Source organism: Paenibacillus sp. SSG-1, assembly GCF_002224835.1.
GTDB lineage: Bacteria > Bacillota > Bacilli > Paenibacillales > Paenibacillaceae > Paenibacillus_AQ > Paenibacillus_AQ favisporus.
The window spans coordinates 3,907,911-3,927,056 of sequence record NZ_MBRK01000001.1 but is presented as its reverse complement, the minus strand read 5'-3'; the positions used below and the strand labels follow the sequence as shown (position 1 = coordinate 3,927,056).

Here is a 19,146-nt window from a genome sequence, read left to right as displayed (position 1 = left end):
ATGTCCAGTTAACCTGTCGCCTCAAGGCTTGGTTTACGTTTCTTTGTTATTCGTAACGGGGCCGGTTGACAGGGGATGGCAGGGCTCTATGGTCCGCACGAGGGAGTGGCGGGCTAGGTCGACGGGGTGGGAAATTTCCAACTACTAGCCTAGTTTACAGATCGGGGCCGAATAGTTAAAAATTAGATTTAGGCGAAGGCCAAGCCCCGGACCGATGAGGCAAAAATCGAAAACGAGGTGGGAACGAAGAGGCGATGATCAGACGTAAAACACTATTTATTTGGATCACGGCGGCTGCGGTTCTCATAGCCGGAGGCGGGGCGGCGGGACTGATGTTGAAGAACCCGACGGCTGCGGCCTACAAAGATCCGGACGGTACGAGATTTACGTTTAAAACCCAGGGGGACCGTTTCCTGAAGTACGAGAAGGACGGGACATGGAAAGAGATATTCGTTAAAGGCGTTAATCTTGGCGCCACGGTACCGGGACATTTTCCGGGGGAGCTGCCGGCGACCGAGGAAGATTATCTGCGCTGGTTTAAAGAAATTGACGACATGGGCGCTAACGTCATACGGGTCTATACGATTCACCAGCCCGTATTCTATCAGGCTCTCGTCAAGTACAACAAAGACAAGGGGGACGACCCTCTGTATTTTATGCAGGGGATCTGGTCGCCTGAAGAACAGCTGATCGAGCAGCAGGACGCCTATTCGGGGGATATTACGAAACAGTTCAAAGAGGAAATCAAGAAAGCGGTGGCCGCGGTATACGGCGATGTCACGATCCCGCAGAAGCAGGGTGCGGCAAGCGGGGAGTACAAGGCGAATGCCGGCAAGTACTTGATGGCATGGCATCTTGGAACCGAATGGGACCCGGGTATGGTCAAAAATACGAACAAGGTGCACAGCGACGTGAAGGCTTATCAGGGCAAGTATTTTTCGGGTACAAAAGACGCGGCTCCGTTCGAAAACTGGCTGGCCAGCTTGCTTGACTATACGGCCGAGCAGGAGGAGCATTACGGTTGGGAGCATCCCGTGACTTTCACCAACTGGGTCACGACCGATGTGCTCAGCCACCCTGGCGAACCGCTGTTCGAGGAAGACATGGCGAGCGTTGATGCCCGGCATGTTCAGCCTACCGGCTGGAAAGGCGGTTATTTTGCGGCCTATCACGTCTATCCGTATTACCCGGACTTTTTCCGGACGGATTCGACGCTCCAGACGATCAAGGACGACCAGGGGAACTACAATACCTACAAAGCTTATCTCCGTCAGCTAAAGGCCAAGTATAAGGACATGCCGCTGATGGTCACGGAGTACGGTGTTCCTTCTTCTGTCGGCGTGTCGCATTTTGGCGCCGGAGGGCGCGACCAAGGCGGCCATAACGAACAGGAACAGGGAGTGATCGATGCATCACTGACCAAAGACATTCACGACGAAGGCTACGCTGGCGCCATCCTGTTCATGTGGCAGGACGAATGGTTCAAGAAAACCTGGAACACGATGCCGATGGAGCTGCCTGAAGACCGGAGGTCCTATTGGATCAATGTTCTGACCAATGAGAAAATGTTCGGCCTGCTCGGCATGCTGCCGGGCAAGGAGAAGCTGATTACGATTGACGGCAATCTCACCGACTGGGACAGGCTCCCGGAAGGGGAAGTACAGCACTGGCAGGGCAAGATCCCGGGAGTCCAGGATATGAAAATTACGCATGATGAGGGCTACCTGTACATCGGCATGAAGCTGGATCATCCATTTGATCCCGCCAAGTCGAAGCTCTACATCGGTGCCGACACGATCACAGGCGGCAACCAGCCGTCCGCGAAGCAGCTTCCCGGGAGGAAGCTGGAAGGCGGGGCGCCCGAGACGCTGATCGAAATCGGCAAGGACGAGGAGTCCCAGGTGGAAATCGCGGCCGATTATGATTTTCACCAGCGGCTGTACGGCAAAGACGGCTATTGGATGCTGCCCGAGGCGGAGGCAGGAAACACGGCGCCGTTCCATCCGTGGAAGCTGGCGATCAGCCTGCTCATGAATCCGCCGGATACGCGCTTTTCGCATCCGTTCATCGACAAGACGATTGGTACGCTGAAAAGAGGGACGACGGACCGCAGCAAGGAGACGTTCGACTCGCTGACTTCTTGGCAGTACAGCGGTGATTCGATAGAGATGCGAATCCCGTGGATGCTGCTGGGCTTCTCGGATCCGAGCTCCCTTCAGGTCATCGACTACGGTCCGCTGAAGGAACGGAGTTACTTCGGCACGACCACAACCGACGGGATACGGCTTATTCCGTGGATCGTCCAGCGTGACGGAAGCGGCGTGTCCTGGCCCGGAGGAGACCAGAAGACGCTGAACGTGCAAAGCCTGCCGCTGTATACCTGGAAGCAGTGGGACACGGTGCAGTACAGTGAACAGTTGAAGCAGAGCTATTACATCATGAAGGATGCTTTTACGAAAATTTCCGGCCCTAAAGAGAAAAAGGAGTAGGAGAATTGACTTTCTAAAAAGGAGGAACCTGCTAACATGTTTCATTTAACCGTTGCCTATATTTTCATCTATGTGTGCCTCGGCTTGATTGCCCTAGGGATTCTGCTGTTGTTCCAGATGAAAATATCGCATAACCGGGAACAGCGGAACCGTGAAGCGTATGCGAAGAAGCATCATGACTACTTTGTGTACGTTCAAGCCAATCTGCAGGATAATGTCGAATTGAGGCTTCCGCCCGGCAAGCTGAAGAAGCTTGAGAAGAGAGTGATTCAAGATAAATTCATCGAGTGGATCGAGCAGTTTAAAGGGGATTACCGTTCCAAGCTGATCGAGCTGTGCCGTGAGGCCGGCTTTGTGGAGGAGGACCTGAAAGCACTCCGCAGCATCCGGTACGGCCGGAGGCTGGAGGCGGCCTACCGTTTGGGAGGCATGCGCGCACCGGAGGCGGTGCCGATGCTGCAGAACATCCTGCAAAAACGCAAATACAGCTCGCTGTCGATCGTTCTGGCCCGCTCTATTGCGAAAGCGGCGGATAACAGCGAGGATCTGCTCCAGATGCTGCGCGCCCTCTTGTCTCACGGCAAGCCGATCCATAACCTGGCGGCGGATATTATGCTGGAGACGGGGCTCGATTCGAGTGCGATTTTGCTCAAGCTGCTGAACGACTCCGATTCCGCGCTGGTCAAGGTGGGACTGGTGGCCATGTGGGGACAGGCTGTACCGGAAGTCATGCCGGTTCTGGGACGTTTGGTCGGTGCGGAAGAGAAGGACGTTCGCGCCGAAGCGGTCAAGCTGTATCTCACTACAAATCCAGCGCTCAAGGACGATACGATCGCCCAGCTGATGAGCGACCGAAGCTGGGAGGTCCGGGCCGAGGCGGCGAGAGCGCTTGGCCAGCTGCACGCCGCAGGCAGCATTCCGCTGCTGACCGATGCGCTCCGCGACTCCAGCTGGAAGGTGCGCTATAACAGCGCCGAGAGCTTGGCGGAGCTGGGTGAAGCCGGCTTTGAGGCCCTGTGCCAGGCTGCGCTGACCGGTGCCGGCATCCAGCGCGAGGCTGCGCTGCACCGGATCGAGCTGGTGATGGAAAAGGAGCGCGAGCACAGCGCGATCGAACAAATGGTGGCTTACAACAAGAAACGGCTTCTGTACGACCGTTATTTCGGCGTGAAGCAGCCGGCCAAACGGGTTGGCGGGGTAGCCGCTGTAGGAGGGGATTACTCTGCTTAGAGACATACTTATGTATTACGGCATGGTCGCCGTGTATTACGTCATGATCGTTAACATTTTGTACTTTACCATTATGATCCTATCGTACCGGAACATCGGGACCATCTACCGGAGGTCCAAATATTCCAATTACAATACGCTGTCCGGCTCCGAGCTGGTGCCGCCGGTATCGCTGCTGGTGCCGGCCTTCAATGAGGAACTGACCATCAGCGAGAACGTCAACTGCCTGCTGACGCTCAACTATCCGACCTACGAGGTCATCGTCATTAACGACGGGTCCAGCGACAATACGGTGGATGTGCTCATCAAGGAGTTCCGGCTCAAGAAAATGCCGAATCCGGAGTTCCGGGGGACGATCGACACGCAGGAGATTCGAGGCGTTTATCATAATCCCGATTATCCCTCCCTGTTTGTAATAGATAAGGAAAACGGCGGCAAGGCCGATTCGCTGAATGCCGGTATCAACTTGTCGCATTATCCGCTGATCTCTTCCATCGACGCGGACTCGCTGCTGGAGAAGGATGCCCTGATCCGCATGGCCCGCATGTACATGGAGAATCCGGAGGAAATGGTGGCGATCGGCGGCGACGTGCGTATTGCCAACGGCTGTCTGATCGAGAACGGTGCGGTGCAGAAAGTGTCGCTGCCGCGCAAAATCTGGCCGATGTTCCAGTCCATCGAGTATATGAAAGCCTTCCTGGGCGGACGGATCGGCTGGAGCCACATGAACGGCCTGATCATCGTCTCGGGCGCATTCGGCCTGTTCCGCAAGGACTATGTCATTGCTGTCGGCGGGTACCGCGGCGGTTATCCGGGAGAAGACATGAACATCATCATCAAGCTTCACCGGTACATGCTCAGCCATAAAATCCCGTACAAGGTAGCTTTTTGCCCTGAAGCGGTCTGCTGGACGCAGGCACCGGATACGTACAAGATTATCTCCAACCAGCGCAAGCGCTGGGGGCGGGGAAATCTGAAGAACATGATCGAGAACCGCGGAATGCTGTTCAATCCGAAGTACAAGGTCATGGGTATGATCACGATGCCTTACAACGTCCTGTTTGAAACGTTAAACCCTTATTTTAGAATCACGGGCCTGTTGGCTCTGGTAGGATATACGCTGCTGGACATGACTCACTGGCGCATTCTATTGACTTTCTTCCTTCTGAACTTCCTGAGCGGCTATCTGCTCAGCGTCGGTGCCATCATCCTGGAGGAAATCGCCTTCCGGCGATACAAGAAATTGTCCGATCTGTGGAAAATGCTGCTGTTCTCCGCGCTGAAGTTTTTCGGATACCATCAGCTCGGCGTGCTGTGGCGCGTCCAAGGACATATCCAGTATCTCCAGAACAACAATTCCTGGGGAACGATGACCCGGCAAAGCTGGAGCGAAGAAAGCAAAACGGCCTGATGGGCCCCGATTCAAAGATTTATACATTTGAGAGAGGTGGGAGTGGATTATGCCGCAAACCGTAACTTTACAGAGAGAACAGACGACCGATGTGTACCACCATCTGGGAGAACGTTTGAAGGAAACGTCGCCGGACACTTGCGGAATCATGTTTCTGTACAGCAGTGCGAACCCTCCGCAGCTGGAAGAGCGGGTTCGGGAGATTTTGCAGCATGGTTCCGGGCTCAACTATGAGGTGCTGAAGGATGCGCAAACCCGGACGCTGGCGATTCTGCTGCCGGGACTTACGCTGGATGCGGCCCATTACCAGGCGCTGCTTCTGAAGCAGCAGCTGCAGGAGACGGTGAAGGATGCCGATCCGCGGATTACGCTGACTGTATTCCCGGGGCAGGTCGAACCTACGCCTGGCGTTCTCAAACAGATGGCCGAGTCTACAAAGCTCAGCACATCGTCCGATATTCATATATTTACGAAAGAGGAGGCCGCGGAAGAGGCTGGAAGAATTTTGATCGTCGACAATGACGCCACCGTCCGCGAGTTTCTCCAGATTCGTCTGAAAATGCAGGGCTACGAGACGCTGGCCGCTCATGACGGCACGTCCGCCCTGGAACTGATCGAGAAATGGGAGCCGGATCTGGTGCTGACGGAGCTCAACCTTTACGGGATTGACGGGCTGCCGTTCATTCACCAAATCCAGCAGCTGCCGGTCGACAACACGCCGAAAATCGTCGTGCTGACCGAACAGCGCGTGGAGCAAACCATCAGCCAGTGCTTTAAACACGGAGTAGACGACTATGTGACCAAGCCTTTCTCTCCGGTAGAGCTGGATGCCCGTATACACCGGTGCTTTCACTAAATCATCCGCTTTTCTTGAGCGTTACTTAGCAGCAGACCAAAACTTACATCTAATGGAGGTTGAGTGCTTGTGAATCACGAATATGAGCAGTTGTTGGAAGGAATTAAAACCAAAAAGGCCGTATTGGGCGTAGTAGGACTGGGATACGTAGGACTTCCGCTGGCCGTGGAAATGGTCAAGCAGGGCTTTACCGTAATCGGTATCGACGTGGATCCTGCGAAAATCGATAAAATCTATCAGGGCGAATCCTATATCACGGATATCTCTTCTGAAGACTTGGCCGCGGTCGTGGCTAGCGGACGCTTCAAGCCGACGACGGACTACAGCATGATCGCCGTCATCGACGCGCTCAGCATTTGCGTGCCGACACCGCTCAGCGAAAACCAGGATCCGGATACGTCCTACATTACGAGCGTTGTGGATCAAATCAAGCTGCACATGAAAAAAGGCATGCTGATTACCCTGGAAAGCACGACTTACCCGGGTACGACCGAAGAGCTGATCCAGACGGAAATCGAAGCGCTCGGCTACAAGGTGGGCGAAGACTTCTTCCTCTGCTTCTCTCCGGAGCGGGTGGACCCTTCCAATGTGCGCTTTAACACCTTCAATACGCCAAAAGTTATCGGCGGTACGACCGAGGCCTGCCTTGAGCTGGGGACGGCGCTCTACTCTCAGTATGTACAGACGGTGGTGCCCGTCACTTCGCCGAAAGTGGCCGAAATGTCCAAGCTGCTGGAAAACACGTTCCGCAGTGTAAACATCGCCTTCATCAACGAAATGGCCATGATGTGCGACCGCATGGGCATCGATATTTGGGAAGTCATCGACGCAGCGGCAACCAAGCCGTTCGGCTTTATGCCGTTCTATCCGGGTCCTGGCATCGGCGGACACTGCATCCCGCTCGATCCGATGTACCTGTCGTGGAAGGCGAAGGGCTTCCGCTTCTACAGCAAGTTTATCGAGCTGGCACAGTCGACCAACGACAACATGCCGTATTACGTTATCGGCAAGACGTCGACGATTCTGAACGAATACGCGAAGTCCATCAAGAAATCGTCGATTCTCATCCTCGGCATGGCTTACAAGCCGGACATCAGCGACCTGCGCGAATCTCCGGGGCTTGAAGTCTACGAGCTGTTCAAAGAGAACGGGGCGAACGTGGAATACTACGATCCGTACGCTGTCAGCTTCCGCGACAAACACGGTGAGACCGTGCACAGCGTAGCCTACGATCCGGCGCAGTTTAAAAAATACGACTGCATGGTGCTGATCACCAATCACAGCGGACTCGACTACGGCGAAATCGCGGCGATGGGCGTGCCGATCATCGATACGCGCAATGCATTCAAAAACTACACCCTGCCTCATATTTATAAAATCGGACATTCGGTGCAGCACGTGGAAGAGCCGGATGTGGCGTTAATCGTATAATAAAGGAGGGGATGGTTTGGGAGAGCTGCTCAAAAAAGCGAAAATCCCGGTGATCATAGTCATCTGCGGCTTGCTGCTCCTGCCTCTCCTGTTAAAATCGTCATCCATGGAAGATCAAAAAGCGACCTGGCTGTGGGATACCGAGCTGATCAAGGATCCCGGCAAAATTATAGCATTCTGCAGGGAGCAGAACGTAGGCACGATCTTCCTTCAGGTTCAGAAAAAGGTTAGCGATGAGGACTACCGCCGCTTTATTGCGGCAGCCTATGAGGAAGGCATTGCCGTGCACGCGCTGGACGGGCAGCCCGATTGGGCCTATGAACGCCAGAGCAGGGAGGCGGATCAATTTCTGCAGTGGGTGTTTGATTATAATGCAAAAGCAGCCCCAAGCGAGAAGTTTACCGGCATCCAGCTGGATGTGGAGCCCTATCAGTTAAGACGCTGGCAGAGGGATCAGGACGGCGTAGTCCGCGAATGGAGCAGCAATGTGGAAAAATGGGTAGCCCAGGGCAAGGAGAAGGGCCTGTACATGAGTGCGGCTGTTCCCTTCTGGCTGGGCAACGTTAAGGATGCCAACGGCAGCGGGAACCTGAGCCGGTGGATGATCAGCCAGTTTGATGCCGTCGCCGTCATGTCGTACCGGGACAGTGGACGGAAGATTTACGATGTGGCCCGCGAGCAGTTGGATGAAGCGGACCAGCTCGGTAAATCGGTATGGATCGGCATGGAGCTGGGCGACACCGAAGAAGGTTCGCACATCACGTTTTTTGGCAAGGCCGTGCCTGTGATGGAGGAAGAGATGAAGTCTGTGAACAGTCTGGGCGACAGCCATCCTTCCTTTGCCGGACTGGCGGTACACCATTATGAAATTTGGCAGGACAAAATCGCTTCAGCGGCTTCGGACGAGAAGCCCGAGAAGTCCAATCAGTAAATGGAATCAGGCGTGCGAAGAGGGAAACCATTCGCACGCTTTTTTTCGTGGATGGAGAGCAGCCTCGGCACCGCACAAGGTTGAACGCACATCGCACACCGATATAAAAGGCCCCGCTTGCCGGGGGCTTCGTTTCAGGCATCCGGCATCCGGATGCCGAGATAACGGCTGAGCACGAGGCCCGATTCCGCCTGCACGTACGTCCAGAGCATGGCGAACCGCCGCTGGTATCCGCGGCATAGATACGACGCCTCAATGCCCTTGGCGGTCCGGGTTTCCTCGTAGACCCGAATGCCTCGGGCCTTCATCTCGCGGCGGATCGACGTCAGGCTCGCCATAATCTGATCCTGGATGGACGACAGGGCGCGGATATACAGCTGTGCCATCTTCAGCGGGACCGTGCCGATCAGGCGAATGTCCTGCTCCAGCGCATCAAGCAAAACCACGTGCAGCAGGTAGGCTTTGACCAGACGGCCGTCTTCTTCCGAGGGGGCCGGAGGGGAGAGGGATGCTTTCATGAGGCATGGCACTTCCTTACTAACAGTATAGGAACATACGTTCTAATTATACTCATGTTAAGGCAAAAGTATTCGGGAAGGCAATAACGAATTTATGGAAGCGCGCAGAGTTTCGGTCCGGACGGGTGGATTTGGTATAATAAAGAGAATCGTAGCTTCGCAGAAGCGGCATTGAACAAAAGAAACTTGGAATCGCGGAACTTTAGGTTGGAGGAAAAATCATGTTTTTGAACAAGGGAGAAATATTATTCAGACAGGGGGACAGCGGGGAGTTTTTATACCATATCAAGAGCGGTTTGTTCAAGGTAACACGGCTCCACAAAAACGGGAACAGCGTTCTGTTTAACGTGCTTTATCCGGGGGAAACGGTGCCTCACCATTCGTTGATCACCCCGAAGGATACCCACGGTACGGCAACGGCCCTGATGCGCAGCGAAGTCGAGAAAATTCCGGCAGAGGAGTGGTACCGCGAGCTCCGTGAGCACCCGGAGAAGGCGCTTGAAATCGCCCTTTTGCTGCAGGAAAAGGTGCGCTTTATGCAGCAGCGGATCGACCACTTAACCGTCGGGACTCCGGCCGAGAGGCTGGCGCTGCTGACCGATTGGCTGGACAGCTACGCCCACGGTATCCACTTTACCGAGCTGCTGACCCAGGAGGAGATCGGCCAGCTGATCGGGGTACGCAGGGAAACGATCAACCGGCTGCTTCGAGGGCATTAACATAGCGCCATCCACCCATCCGCCATACGCAAACGGTCCGGTAAACAAACAAAAGGGCTGCCCATTCAGGTTCTCTGAACCTGGGGCAGCCCTTTTGTGCATTTTAGTAAATCGTATTGGCCGGTTTGGAAATCGCATAGGCTAACTCAGTGCATTGCATTTGCTAAATCAGCGCATCGCATTGACCAATCCGTGCGTTGCATTGGCTTCAAATGACACCGTAGTCCGATAGGCGGGTTATCCCGCGAGCTGACAAGCTAACCGAGCTTGGCCCGCCGCCGATACGTTAGTCGAGCTGGCCTGCCGGGCCGAAAAATTCGTAATGGATCCGCTCTGCGGGGATTCCCAGCTCCTTAAGGGCGCTGTAGACGGTGCGCATGAACGGAACCGGACCGCAGAAGTAAAAATCAGCGTTTGGATCGACGATTTGCTGCAGCCATGCAGCGTCGATATATCCGGTTTTATGGCAGCTGTCGCCTTCAAGCGGTGTCTCATAGCAGAGGTAGGAGGACATTTGCGGATGCGCGCCTTCAAGGTCGGCGATATGCTCCTTCATCGCATGATGGCTTCCGTTTATCGCGGCGTGAACATAAGTGACTTTACGGGCCGGCTGTTCTTTCAGCAGCGTCTCCAGCATGCTGACCATTGGCGTCAGGCCGACCCCGCCGCTGATCAGCACGACGGGAATGTCTTGGGTCTGATCCAGCGTAAACGTGCCTGCCGGTGCACTGATTTCAAGGACGGTGCCTTCTTGGGCATGCTCGTGCAGATAGTTGGAGACGACGCCTGCCGGTTTACCCGGCGCGGCATCTTCGCGGCGCACCGAAATCCGGTAGGAAGAACCGCCCGGCGCAGTGGACAAGCTGTAGTGGCGGATCTGCGTATACGGCTGGCCTTCAGGCTGAACGCGGACCGTGATGTATTGTCCCGGTAAATAAGAGGCGATCGGTCCGCCGTCTTGCGGTTTTAAATAGAAGGAAGTGATCACTTCGCTCTCCTTCACTCTCCGTTCCACGACGAATGGGCGGAAACCGGACCAGCCTCCCGGTGCGGCTTCAGCTTCCCGGTACATTTCCGCTTCCACGCTGATAAATGCGTTTGCAATGACGCCGTAAGCCTCTTTCCAGGCTTCAAGAATTTCCGGTGTGGCCGCGTCGCCAAGAACTTCCTTGATGGCCCCAAGCAAATACTGCCCGACGATCGGGTAATGCTCCGGCTTGATTTGCAGCGCCCGGTGCTTCTGCCCGATCTGCTTGACGGCTGGAATAATATCCTCGAGATGATCGATATGCGCGGCTGCGGCATAGACGGCGCCAGCCAAGGCGGCCGACTGCCGTCCTTGACGCTGGTTGGCATGGTTGAATATGTTCAGAAGCTCCGGATGATCCTTGAAGAGATTGTTATAAAAGACGGATGTAATGGACTGTCCGTGTACTTCCAGTACCGGAACGGTCGATTTGATCGTATCAATGGTTTGTTGGCTCAGCATAAAGGGTTCCTTCTTTCAACGTAATATTTAACGATTTCATACGTTAAGTATAGAAAAGCCGACCACCCTTTATTGTGATTTCAGTCACATAAAAAATTGACATTGTGTGAACTTGAATTTACGTTCTGAAGACATGATCCGACGGAATAGGGCATAGGATATGACACGGTATCACGGTATCATTCCTGAAATCTGGATGACAGCGCCTGCGGCATAGAAGCCCTTCTTTTAGATATAAGAAAAGGTATAAGTTTCGGAGACTGGTTTCCTTATATCGCAACCAAAACTATCATATAAACGCGGTCCGGCTTCTTGGAATGCACGACGATAGACGTTTCTAACGCATTCTCCTCAGCAAGCTGTTTAGCAGGCAGTGCAACTGTGGTATAATAAGTATAGAAGTTATCAAACAAAAGAAAGGATCAGGATACCATGTGTCCCCGAAGGAACATTCCCCAAAGGACGATTTGGAAACGTTATGATCTCTCTTACACTTAGCTTCCATCGTAGAGAACAAGCGCCCGGATATTGGGTTGTGACAAACTTCTCGCGAAAGAAGGAAGCTTAAGATGCGAAGGACTCGGTCCTACAGGTTTCTTCCCGCGGAAGTTAGTCGCGTCCCTGACCAACTAACTACGATGAGGGGTAACCTGTATGAGGAAGAAAGACCATGTAATTTCAACGCTTCGACCAATCGCTATTATGATGTTAGGTACTTTTTTGCTGGCTTTTACGTATTATCACATTAATTTTCAGAATCATCTGTCCGAGGGCGGCTTCGTTGGCCTGTCGCTGCTCGGCAAGTACGCATTCGGATTTGACCCGGCAGTGACCGTGCTGATCCTGGATATTCCGGTGATCCTCGTTGCGCTGCTGCTGAATGGACGCAAATTTATTGTGAACACGCTTGTGGCGACCGTTTCGTTTTCCGTTTTTTACGATCTGATGGAACGCTACTCTGCGCTTGACATCAATCTTCACGGCAACCTGCTGCTTGCAGCGCTGCTGTCAGGCGTCTTGTCCGGCTTTGCAACCGGACTGGTACTGCGGTTCGGAGGAGCGACAGGCGGCGACGATATCGTGTCACTGCTGCTCAGCCGTCTCACCGGCCTTAAAGTCGGCACCGTATTTATTCTGCTCGATGCGGCCGTCCTGCTCGTATCCTTGTTCTACCTGCCTCTGCAGGAAACGTTGTTTACGATTTTGGCCGTGAGTATTGCAGGGAAAATGATTACGTATACGGTCTCGTTTCGTGCGCATCGTACCTCGCCGGCAGCGGGAGATGCAGCACCTAAGATGACCGCGGGTCAGAAACAGCCTGCAGCCAAACCCGTTCACAAAGTTCGGAGTGTCCACTGATAGATAACCGCCTGGTTCCTGAGGGAATCAGGCGGTTTGCTGTTTATGGCAGGTATGGCAGGGCGGGGGCACCGTAAGGAGCCTCCCCGCGAAGACATACCACGAATCGCTCGATTTTGCCGTCTTGCGTGAACGCTGGCACGAACAGCATCACGAATAACTTCGATTGCTCTCGATTTTGCCGTCTTTGCCGTGAACGATGGCATGGACATCGTGTTTCGAGGCGTAGTCTTCCGCTTCGTCCATGGCTTCCTTCTTCGATCCAAAAGTCGACAAGGGCTTGTCTTTGCCTTCCACCTTGAGCGCCCATCCGTCCTCATGGGTGACGACATGGACGTCGGCATCGCCGCCCCGGCCGCTGCGGGAACGGGAAGTCTTGCCTGCGTGCTCGTCCCGCTCGTCATCCGAACGGCCGGATGCATGCTTCGATTGCCCTTCCTCACCGGCAGGGTGGTCCTCATTCCACTTTTCCGCCTGAGCGGTGCCGATGGCAATGGCGCGCCCTTCCTCATAGCCTTCCTCGAGCAGCGCATTGGCGATTTCGACCGCCTTATTCCGCACCCGGGGCTCCAAGTTTTTCATGGATACTGGGTAATCATGCTTATTCCAAGGCATTGTCAATCCCTCCAAACCAGTTCTCGTTTACTCCTATATTACCCGGCGCCGCGCGAATCAAACGATGTTCATCCGCCCGATATGCATTATAATGGAAAAGATTGAGAATAAAGGAGTGAGGAAGCGTGATGATGCAGATGCTGCTGGTACTGCTCTTGACGGGGATCATCCATACCGTGGACAGCCTTTCCTATGCTCTGCGGCTCGGCGGGCTGCGCAGCCGGCGGATTACGCTGGCCCTGTCCTTGTCGGGGCTGCTTGTGATCGTGTCGAGGACTTCCAACATGGCGCAGGGGCCGATGGTCGGCAGCATGGTGGACAAGGCGCTGGCGTCGGCCTCCTTTCATTTGGAGTCGAGGCTGCATTGGATCATCGCCGCCGCCACAGCCGGTACAGCCGCAGCCATGCTGCTGTTTCCGAGCGTGGTGCGGATTTGCTCGCGGCTGGTCGTCCATTTGGAAGCTGCCGGTTCCATCCCGCAAATGGTAAGGCAGCTGACTGCCGGGCGAAAATGGAAGAACGGGGCGGCGTACGTCAAGCTGCCGAATCTCCAGATGCTGCGCAGCCTTTTTCAAGGCCGCCTGCCCAGACGCCTGATGGCGATCAATATGGCCGTCACGGCCATTTATACCGTCGGCGTGCTGTCCGCGCTGTATGCCGCCTATCTATGGCCGGCTTCCCGGCTGGCGGCATCGACCTCCTCCGGTCTGATCAACGGGGTGGCGACAATTCTGCTGACGCTGCTCGTCGACCCGCGGATCGCCCTGCTGTCGGACCGGACATTGCGGGGAGAGTCGCGTCTGGGGCGGATGAATCAGGTGCTCGGCCTGATGCTCGTGTCCCGCTGCGCGGGGACGATCGCGGCCCAACTGCTGCTCGTTCCCTGCGCGTTCTGGATCGGCTGGCTTATTTCCGGCTGACCTAATGCAGCCGGAAATAAGGAACGCGCATGAAAAAGAGGGTAAGGCTGCAAGCCTTACCCTCTTTTTGTATAAAGAACGAACCCCAGCGCCTATCGCTTGCTGGTATCGCATAGAACAGCAGTACCGTTTATTCAAACAGCACTTTATATTCGGAATATCCTTCCTTATCCAGGTCTTCCTTCGGAATAAAGCGAAGCGCCGCGGAGTTGATGCAGTAGCGGAGGCCGTTCGGCCCCGGCCCATCGTCAAATACATGGCCCAGATGGGAATCCGAGCCTTTGCTGCGCACTTCGGTCCGTACCATCATATGGCTCAGGTCCAGCTTCTCTTTAATGTGGTAATCGCGGATCGGCCGGGTAAAGCTCGGCCAGCCGCAGCCCGAATCATATTTGTCCGTGGAGCTGAACAGCGGCTCGCCGGACACGATGTCGACGTAAATGCCGTCGCCGTGATGATCCCAGAACTCATTTTGGAACGGCCGCTCCGTGGCGTTGTTCTGGGTGACTTCGTATTGAAGCGGCGTCAGGCGCTGTTTCAGTTCTTCCTTGTTTATCTTGGGAGCCCAGTGCTTCTCCAGGAAGTCATCGCGGCCCGATCCTTTCCGGTACCGTTTGTAATGTCCAGGGTTTTTCTTATGGTAGTCCTGATGGTACTCTTCCGCTTCATAGAACGGGCCGGCAGGCAAAATCGGCGTAACGATCGGCTTGTCAAAGCGGCCGCTTCTTTCGAGCGCCTGCTTGGACGCTTCAGCCTTCTCGCGCTGCTCCTCGCTGTGATAGAAAATAGCGGTCTGGTAGGAAGAACCGCGATCGTAGAACTGCCCGCCCGCATCGGTTGGATCGATCTGCTGCCAGAACAGCTCGAGCAGCTTTTCATAAGGAAAAATGTCCGGGTTGAACGTAATCTGCACTGCCTCCACATGCCCCGTCGTTTCAGAGCATACTTCCTCGTAAGTCGGGTTCGGCTTATGGCCGCCGGTATACCCGGACACGATGCTGACGATGCCCGGCAGCTCCTCAAACGGGGTTACCATGCACCAAAAGCATCCACCCGCAAAAGTGGCTTTATGTTCAACTGGCTGTACGTCGCTCATGATATCACTCCGTTTCTTTCAAATCGTAAGTAAGGTGTACAACTCCATTATAATCCATCTGAGCAAGGGAACCAAGGAGCCCGGTTATTTCGGTCTCGTGCGGGAGAGGCGGCGGTACATTACCGCGATCAGTCCGAGCAAGAGGACATAAGCGGAGGCCGCAGCGGCGGAGATCCACGGGTGCGCAGACAGATTGCCGCCCAGGTAGGCATACAGCAGGATGCCCGGCACTTTGCCGATCCCGGAAGCGGCGGTGTAGCTCCAGAAGGGAAGCGCGGCGGCCCCGGCGAATATATTGACCGCCATCTGCGGAACGATCGGAATAACCCGCGCGGCTGCGATACTGACAAACGGATGCGTTTCAATGAATGCGGTGAAAGTCTGCAGCGGCTTGATCCGTTCCAGATACCTCCTGCCCCGGTCCCGTAACAGGTAGCGGACAAGTCCGTACAGAATCGTGGCCGCCAGCATCGTTCCGATCCAGGAGACGACCGCCGCCCACAGGGTCCCGTAAGCGTAACCGAGCGCTGCGATGACCAGCTTATAGGGAACGACAGGGAACAGGGCGACCAGGGCAGCAATTCCGACCAGCAGAAGGAAAGACGGCCTTTCGCCCAGCGCCTCCATGATCACATCCCGGTACAGGAAAGCCCAAACGAGCAGAAGGATGTACAAGAGGGGCAGCAGCCATTTTTTCATGGTGATTTCCTTTCCACTTAGCCTATAATCTCCATCATACCAAAAATTAATGAATAAAAATCATAGTAATTGCCTTAGAGTTTTGCTATAATGGTTCCAACAAGTGAATAGTTCCCAAAGGGGAGTAGCTCATGCAATAAAGTCGTCATTACGGGATCGGTATCCCCGGCTTTATTGGCAACGATTATGTTGTTTTGCGAGACCTTTGCCTGATTTTTCATTAGGTAAAGGTCTTTTTTGGTGGGCAAAAAAGCGCCATTTTACCTAATGAAGGTAAGGGGCGCTTTTTTTAGTGCGGCGACTAATCATTCTATCTATATAGAATGAACTAAAGAAATGAACGTTATAGGTAAAACTTTAGTTCATTCTATCTCAAACAACAGAAAGGTGGAAATCGTATGGAATTGTTTACTATGGCATTTTGGGCAGCGCTCATGTCCATCGTCATCATTGACCTGGTTCTTGCCGGCGATAACGCCATTGTAATCGGGCTCGCCGCACGGAACGTCAAAAAAGAAGACCAGAAAAAAGTCATTATTTGGGGGACCGTGGGCGCTGTCGTCATCCGGGTCATCGCCACGCTGCTCGTCGTGCAGCTGCTGCTGATTCCGGGACTGCGGCTTGTCGGGGGAATCGCGCTTGTATGGATCGCGTATAAGCTGCTGATTGACGAAAAAAAGCATGACATATCCGCAGGCAACCAAATGTGGGCGGCCATCCGCACGATCATTATCGCCGATGCCATGATGGGTCTCGACAACGTGCTGGCGGTAGCCGGAGCGGCCCATGGAGACTTCCTGCTCGTCATTATCGGACTGGCGATTTCGGTGCCGATTATGGTATGGGGCAGCACGATCATCCTGAAGCTGACGGAACGCTTCCCGGTCATTATTACGATCGGTGCGGCGGTGCTCGCCTGGACGGCATCCAAAATGCTGGTGGAAGAGCCGCTGATTCACGACTGGTTTGCCAGCCCGATCCTGAAGTACGGGTTTGAAGTGGTGGTCATTGCCGCCGTCGTTGCTTTGGGACTGATGACCAAAAAGAAAAAGCAGAAGGAAAACCGGGCGGCAGAGTCGATGTAACGGCTTAAATTTGCCGGCCAAAAGCGGTATAATGGGTATCTGTCCGGCATGTCCGGAAGGTTCGTTTGGATGGAAGAAAGGTGGACCATAGGCATGAATGTAATAAACCGTAAGCGGAAGGTTGCGCTGGCGGGGCTCGGTGATATCGCCCACAAGGTATATCTTCCGCTGCTGGCCCACCACGAGAAGGTGGAGGTTGCCGGGGTGATGAGCCGCTCCGAAGCTACGGTCCAGCGCGTGACGCAGACTTACCGGTTTCCTCAGGGGACGACCGATTTGGAAGAACTGCTGTCATGGGACCTGGATGCCGTTTTTGTTCACAGCCCGACAGAAACCCATTATGACATGGTTAAAGCTTGTTTGGAACGCGGGATATCCGTCTATGTCGACAAGCCGCTGACGACGGATCTCGCCAAGTCCAGGGAACTGGCCGCCCTGGCTTCAAAGAAAGGTCTGCTGCTCGCGGTAGGCTTTAACCGCCGGTTTGCTCCATTATATGTGCGGGCAAAGGCATGGGTCGAGGAGACCGGCGGATTTGTCCAGGCCGCTGCAGCCAAGCACCGGACCACCCTGCAGAAAGGGAGCAGCAGCGACACGATTTACGACGATCTGATCCATATGCTGGACCTGCTGCTCTGGCTGGGCGGAAGTGACTACGAGCTGCTTCATCACCATCTAAGCGAAGATGAACAGGGCCGGCTGCTGCACACCTCCGGCGAGCTTGGCCTCGGTCGGAACGTCACAGGAAGGTACAGTATGATCCGGCAGGCCGGAGCGGATATGGAGAAGCTCGAGCTGCACGGAAGCGGCCGGTCGGCGGAAATCGTAAATCTGGAGCGTGCGGTTCTGTGTGAGCATGGAAGGCCGCCCGAGACTCGCGAATTTGGAAGCTGGGAACCGATCCTGCATCGGCGCGGCTTCAGCGGGGCCGTGGATCATTTTCTGGAACATCTTGCTTCTCCGGAAGACTGTACTATTCGCGCTGAGCGGGTCATGCGCAGCCATGAGCTGGCATCAAGACTGGCGGAGCAGCAGAAGGGGGGGACTGACAATGGATGAACGGCAGAAGTCGCTGGAAGAAGGCATCGTGGAAAGCTACCGGCAGGATGAGGATATGATGATCCTGGTTTTTGCCCAGTGGTGCGTTAACCACGGATTGGACCCCCTGGAGCTGTACCGGCAGGCGTACCCGCAGCAGGGTGACAACGAGCGACTGCAGCGGGTGCTGGACCTGACCGTACCTAAAGAGGAGGCCGGGCCGATTCCGGACGATACTGTGCTTGGCGTGTTGTCGCTGTTCGGCAACGAAGACTTGGCGTTTGTCGTATCCGAAACGATCGCGGCGAGAGCCAAAAAATAAGCACCAGCACTTTGGCTGCAGCTTGAATGGTAAAAGCAGCCCAGAAGCCATGCCCCATATCCGGGCATGGCTTCTTTGCTCATAGGGCGGGAGAGCGTTATTTGCGGCCGGTATAACTCGCGGATGCTTCCAGCGCACTTTTCACCGCCTTCAAATATTGATAGCCGTGATGCCGGTCCGGTTCAAGGTAAGCTCCCTCTGCCCATTCGTTCCAGGCGTTGATAAACAGAAACTCGCTGCGGTACAGCCGGCTTGCCCTTTCGATCTGTCTCGCCAGATACCAGCCGAACTTGCGCGGGGAAGCCCCCATGCTGCTTTGCCCATGGGCGCCGAGCCGCGGCGTGTTGTCCCAGTTGACGAAAGCGCCCGGGAAAATCGTCTCCCCGGCACGATGAGGCGAACGGTTCAATATGTTTTCCCAGACATGATCATAATCCACAACGATGTGCGGGTCGCTGCCGTACGTATTGACATAGCTCCAGATTTGCTGGGAACGGCTGTGACCGAACGTATAGTGCGGTTCGAACTCCAGGCTTGCTTCGAAGCCAGCTTGGTTGGGGAGGGGGAATCCCCCTAGCGTGCGCACAAAATAGATGCCTTCAAGCCCGTTTCTCCGGGCCAAATCGTTCCATAACCGGATCATCTCCTCGCAGTGGGGGATGTTCCCGGGCCGATAGATGATAAACATCGGTTTCTCTTGAACACGGATGTATCTCTCATCCCGGAAGGCATCCAGCAGCGCATAAAAGTGCTCTTCCCAGTCACGTTCATCTCCGTAATCCTGCGGCATCAGCAGGTGATGATCACCGCCGTCCCACCTCCGGGTCCATGGCTCGTTGGCCCAGGACAGGCAGAACGGGATCCGGGGCTCACCCAGCCGCAGCACTTCGTTAAAAGGCTTTTCGAGCAGCCGCTTTCCTTTGAACCAGTAGTGGTAA

Annotated in this window: 18 protein-coding genes; 12 read left to right on the top strand and 6 right to left on the bottom strand. The window is 54.8% G+C overall.

All coding sequences use genetic code 11. The annotated features are described in order from the left end of the window. Positions 1 to 254: 254 nt before the first annotated feature. The 6 genes from BCV73_RS18210 (at position 255) to BCV73_RS18185 (ending at position 8,348) form a co-directional block, all read left to right on the top strand. Complete coding sequence (locus BCV73_RS18210) at positions 255 to 2,489, top strand: hypothetical protein (protein ID WP_076169955.1); 2,235 nt, start codon at positions 255 to 257, stop codon at positions 2,487 to 2,489. Between the two features lie 36 nt (positions 2,490 to 2,525). Beyond that, the gene (locus BCV73_RS18205; RefSeq protein ID WP_076169956.1) at positions 2,526 to 3,719 is read left to right on the top strand and encodes a HEAT repeat domain-containing protein; all 1,194 of its coding nucleotides are present in this window, start codon (positions 2,526 to 2,528) and stop codon (positions 3,717 to 3,719) included. Between the two features lie 43 nt (positions 3,720 to 3,762). Beyond that, positions 3,763 to 5,130 (top strand): glycosyltransferase family 2 protein, encoded by a 1,368-nt coding sequence (locus tag BCV73_RS18200; RefSeq protein WP_179232149.1) that lies wholly within the window; start codon positions 3,763 to 3,765, stop codon positions 5,128 to 5,130. A 49-nt stretch (positions 5,131 to 5,179) separates the two neighbouring features. After that, positions 5,180 to 5,986: a response regulator gene (locus BCV73_RS18195; protein ID WP_076169957.1), complete on the top strand. Its 807-nt coding sequence runs from the start codon at positions 5,180 to 5,182 to the stop codon at positions 5,984 to 5,986. A gap of 69 nt (positions 5,987 to 6,055) precedes the next feature. After that, positions 6,056 to 7,417, top strand: coding sequence for a nucleotide sugar dehydrogenase (locus BCV73_RS18190; protein WP_076169958.1), 1,362 nt, complete (start codon positions 6,056 to 6,058; stop codon positions 7,415 to 7,417). 16 nt (positions 7,418 to 7,433) lie between these two features. Next, on the top strand, positions 7,434 to 8,348 hold the full coding sequence (locus BCV73_RS18185) for a hypothetical protein (protein WP_089548127.1): 915 nt from the start codon (positions 7,434 to 7,436) through the stop codon (positions 8,346 to 8,348). A 134-nt stretch (positions 8,349 to 8,482) separates the two neighbouring features. Here the strand turns inward: BCV73_RS18185 and BCV73_RS18180 are convergent, their stop codons facing one another. Then, complete coding sequence (locus BCV73_RS18180) at positions 8,483 to 8,866, bottom strand: YhjD family protein (protein WP_089548126.1); 384 nt, start codon at positions 8,864 to 8,866, stop codon at positions 8,483 to 8,485. Positions 8,867 to 9,087: 221 nt separating this feature from the next. Here BCV73_RS18180 and BCV73_RS18175 point away from each other — a divergent pair, with 221 nt between their 5' ends. Then, a complete protein-coding gene (locus BCV73_RS18175; RefSeq protein ID WP_076169961.1) occupies positions 9,088 to 9,585 on the top strand; it encodes a Crp/Fnr family transcriptional regulator in 498 nt (165 codons plus the stop codon). A gap of 286 nt (positions 9,586 to 9,871) precedes the next feature. Here BCV73_RS18175 and hmpA read toward each other — a convergent pair whose 3' ends face one another. Then, the gene (gene hmpA / locus BCV73_RS18170; protein ID WP_089548125.1) at positions 9,872 to 11,074 is read right to left on the bottom strand and encodes an NO-inducible flavohemoprotein; all 1,203 of its coding nucleotides are present in this window, start codon (positions 11,072 to 11,074) and stop codon (positions 9,872 to 9,874) included. A gap of 654 nt (positions 11,075 to 11,728) precedes the next feature. Between hmpA and BCV73_RS18165 the strand changes: the two genes are divergently transcribed. Further along, positions 11,729 to 12,433, top strand: coding sequence for a YitT family protein (locus tag BCV73_RS18165; RefSeq protein WP_089548124.1), 705 nt, complete (start codon positions 11,729 to 11,731; stop codon positions 12,431 to 12,433). Positions 12,434 to 12,583: 150 nt separating this feature from the next. On the opposite strand, the gene BCV73_RS18160 is transcribed toward BCV73_RS18165, so the two are convergent. Further along, positions 12,584 to 13,015, bottom strand: a complete 432-nt coding sequence (locus tag BCV73_RS18160) for a DUF2188 domain-containing protein (RefSeq protein WP_256992891.1) — start codon at positions 13,013 to 13,015, stop codon at positions 12,584 to 12,586. A 161-nt stretch (positions 13,016 to 13,176) separates the two neighbouring features. On the opposite strand from BCV73_RS18160, the gene BCV73_RS18155 reads away from it, so the two are divergent. Beyond that, positions 13,177 to 13,968 (top strand): lipid II flippase family protein, encoded by a 792-nt coding sequence (locus BCV73_RS18155; RefSeq protein WP_089548123.1) that lies wholly within the window; start codon positions 13,177 to 13,179, stop codon positions 13,966 to 13,968. A gap of 130 nt (positions 13,969 to 14,098) precedes the next feature. On the opposite strand, the gene msrA is transcribed toward BCV73_RS18155, so the two are convergent. Together msrA and BCV73_RS18145 are read right to left on the bottom strand one after the other, a co-directional pair. Next, a complete protein-coding gene (gene msrA, locus BCV73_RS18150) occupies positions 14,099 to 15,064 on the bottom strand; it encodes a peptide-methionine (S)-S-oxide reductase MsrA (protein WP_089548122.1) in 966 nt (321 codons plus the stop codon). 84 nt (positions 15,065 to 15,148) lie between these two features. Then, positions 15,149 to 15,763 (bottom strand): TVP38/TMEM64 family protein, encoded by a 615-nt coding sequence (locus BCV73_RS18145; protein ID WP_089548121.1) that lies wholly within the window; start codon positions 15,761 to 15,763, stop codon positions 15,149 to 15,151. 398 nt (positions 15,764 to 16,161) lie between these two features. Here BCV73_RS18145 and BCV73_RS18140 point away from each other — a divergent pair, with 398 nt between their 5' ends. The 3 genes from BCV73_RS18140 to BCV73_RS18130 all read left to right on the top strand — a co-directional run bounded on the left by BCV73_RS18140 (position 16,162) and on the right by BCV73_RS18130 (position 18,208). Continuing rightward, positions 16,162 to 16,848, top strand: coding sequence for a TerC family protein (locus BCV73_RS18140; RefSeq protein WP_076169968.1), 687 nt, complete (start codon positions 16,162 to 16,164; stop codon positions 16,846 to 16,848). A gap of 93 nt (positions 16,849 to 16,941) precedes the next feature. After that, entirely contained in the window at positions 16,942 to 17,907 is a 966-nt protein-coding gene (locus BCV73_RS18135; protein ID WP_179232028.1) for a Gfo/Idh/MocA family protein, read from the top strand. Next, on the top strand, positions 17,900 to 18,208 hold the full coding sequence (locus tag BCV73_RS18130) for a hypothetical protein (RefSeq protein WP_076169969.1): 309 nt from the start codon (positions 17,900 to 17,902) through the stop codon (positions 18,206 to 18,208). The genes BCV73_RS18135 and BCV73_RS18130 overlap by 8 nt, the downstream gene beginning before the upstream one ends. A 97-nt stretch (positions 18,209 to 18,305) precedes the next feature. Here BCV73_RS18130 and BCV73_RS18125 read toward each other — a convergent pair. Then, on the bottom strand, positions 18,306 to 19,146 hold an 841-nt coding region (locus tag BCV73_RS18125), incomplete at its 5' end, for a glycosyltransferase WbsX family protein (protein WP_256992890.1).

Coding starts and splice junctions, on each gene's coding strand:
- BCV73_RS18195 (WP_076169957.1), top strand. CDS start 5,180: ATGCCGCAAACCGTAACTTTACAGAGAGAACAGACGACCGATGTGTAC.
- BCV73_RS18210 (WP_076169955.1), top strand. CDS start 255: ATGATCAGACGTAAAACACTATTTATTTGGATCACGGCGGCTGCGGTT.
- BCV73_RS18130 (WP_076169969.1), top strand. CDS start 17,900: ATGGATGAACGGCAGAAGTCGCTGGAAGAAGGCATCGTGGAAAGCTAC.
- BCV73_RS18175 (WP_076169961.1), top strand. CDS start 9,088: ATGTTTTTGAACAAGGGAGAAATATTATTCAGACAGGGGGACAGCGGG.
- BCV73_RS18200 (WP_179232149.1), top strand. CDS start 3,763: ATGATCGTTAACATTTTGTACTTTACCATTATGATCCTATCGTACCGG.
- BCV73_RS18165 (WP_089548124.1), top strand. CDS start 11,729: ATGAGGAAGAAAGACCATGTAATTTCAACGCTTCGACCAATCGCTATT.
- msrA (WP_089548122.1), bottom strand. CDS start 15,064: ATGAGCGACGTACAGCCAGTTGAACATAAAGCCACTTTTGCGGGTGGA.
- BCV73_RS18135 (WP_179232028.1), top strand. CDS start 16,942: ATGAATGTAATAAACCGTAAGCGGAAGGTTGCGCTGGCGGGGCTCGGT.
- hmpA (WP_089548125.1), bottom strand. CDS start 11,074: ATGCTGAGCCAACAAACCATTGATACGATCAAATCGACCGTTCCGGTA.
- BCV73_RS18155 (WP_089548123.1), top strand. CDS start 13,177: ATGATGCAGATGCTGCTGGTACTGCTCTTGACGGGGATCATCCATACC.
- BCV73_RS18145 (WP_089548121.1), bottom strand. CDS start 15,763: ATGAAAAAATGGCTGCTGCCCCTCTTGTACATCCTTCTGCTCGTTTGG.
- BCV73_RS18205 (WP_076169956.1), top strand. CDS start 2,526: ATGTTTCATTTAACCGTTGCCTATATTTTCATCTATGTGTGCCTCGGC.
- BCV73_RS18140 (WP_076169968.1), top strand. CDS start 16,162: ATGGAATTGTTTACTATGGCATTTTGGGCAGCGCTCATGTCCATCGTC.
- BCV73_RS18180 (WP_089548126.1), bottom strand. CDS start 8,866: ATGAAAGCATCCCTCTCCCCTCCGGCCCCCTCGGAAGAAGACGGCCGT.
- BCV73_RS18160 (WP_256992891.1), bottom strand. CDS start 13,015: ATGAAAAACTTGGAGCCCCGGGTGCGGAATAAGGCGGTCGAAATCGCC.